Raw genomic sequence first — 1195 nt, 5'->3', positions numbered from 1 at the left:
TCGCGCGCTCGCGGCCGCGGGGGCGAACCCCGACATGGCGGCGGCGACGGCGCGCGCGCTGGCCGCCGCGGAAGCCGCCGGGCAGGCCGGCCATGGCCTGTCCCGCGTGCCGCAATACGCCGCCTTCCTGAAGAACGGCCGCGCCGATGGCGCTGCCATCCCGCGCATGGTGAACGAGCGCGGCGGCGCCGTGCTGATCGATGCGCGCCACGGCCTCGCCTATCCCGCGCTGGCTCTGGCGGAATCCGAGGCCGCCTGGCGCGCGCGCGCCCATGGCGTCGCCTTCGCCGGCGTGACGAACTCCCACCATTCGGGTGCGATGGGCCTGCCCGTCGCGCGCCTCGCGCAACAGGGGCTCGTCGCGCTCGCCTTCACCAATTCGCCCGCCGCCATGCCGGTGCCCGGCGGGCGGCGGCCGCTGATGGGCACCAACCCGATCGCCGCCGCCTTCCCCCGCCGCGACGCGCCGCCGCTCGTCATCGACATGGCGCTATCGGAAGTCGCGCGCGGCAAGATCATGGTCGCGGCGAAGGAAGGCCGCGCCATCCCGGAAGGCTGGGCGCTCGATGCCGAAGGCCGCCCGACGACCGATCCGCAGGCCGCGCTGTCGGGTGCGATGCTCGCCATGGGCGGATCGAAGGGCGCGCTGCTCGCGCTCGTCGTGGAACTGCTCTGCTGCGCGCTGACCGGTGCCGCCTTCGGCTTCGAGGCCGACAGCTTCTTCGTGGACGAGGGCAATCGCCCGCGGCTGGGCCAGGCGCTGCTCGCGATCGACCCGGGCGCGCTCGCCGGCGCGGACCTGTTCGCCACGCGCATCGAGGCCTTCCTCGCCGCCATGCAGGCGGATGAGGGCGTGCGCCTGCCCGGCGCGCGACGGGATGCGCTCGCCGCGCGCGCCGCGGCCGATGGCGTCGAGATCCCCGACGCGCTGCACCAGCGGCTCATCGCGCTCGCGGCGTGACGCGCCCACCCGACCTCGACCGCCATTGCGGACCCGCCGCGGTGGCGGCGCTCTTCGCCCGGCGCCCGCAGGATGTGATGCGGCTGTTCCACGTGGCGGCGCGGCGGCGCGAGGCCGGGCCGCATTGCGCCGTGCTGGCGCGCGCGCGCAGGCCGTATCGGGAGGTGCCGCCGGAGGAGCTAGCGCGCATCGCCGGCACGCCGCACCATGGCGGCATCGTCGCCCTGGCCTGGC

General features: G+C 76.2%; 2 protein-coding genes. Both read left to right on the top strand.

Annotation, left to right across the window (positions count from 1 at the left end):
• Window positions 1–961, top strand: a 961-nt coding sequence (locus HW577_RS25355) for an Ldh family oxidoreductase (RefSeq protein ID WP_198378854.1), incomplete at its 5' end; no start/stop codon positions are given.
• Window positions 958–1195: RNA methyltransferase substrate-binding domain-containing protein (locus tag HW577_RS25350; RefSeq protein ID WP_332837816.1), on the top strand; the 238-nt coding region annotated here is incomplete at its 3' end. The genes HW577_RS25355 and HW577_RS25350, both read left to right, overlap by 4 nt.

Origin of the sequence: Neoroseomonas rubea (assembly GCF_016106015.1) — a bacterium.
GTDB lineage: Bacteria > Pseudomonadota > Alphaproteobacteria > Acetobacterales > Acetobacteraceae > Neoroseomonas > Neoroseomonas rubea.
The sequence above is the reverse complement of the archived record's forward strand: the minus strand, read 5'-3'. Positions and strand labels throughout refer to the sequence as shown.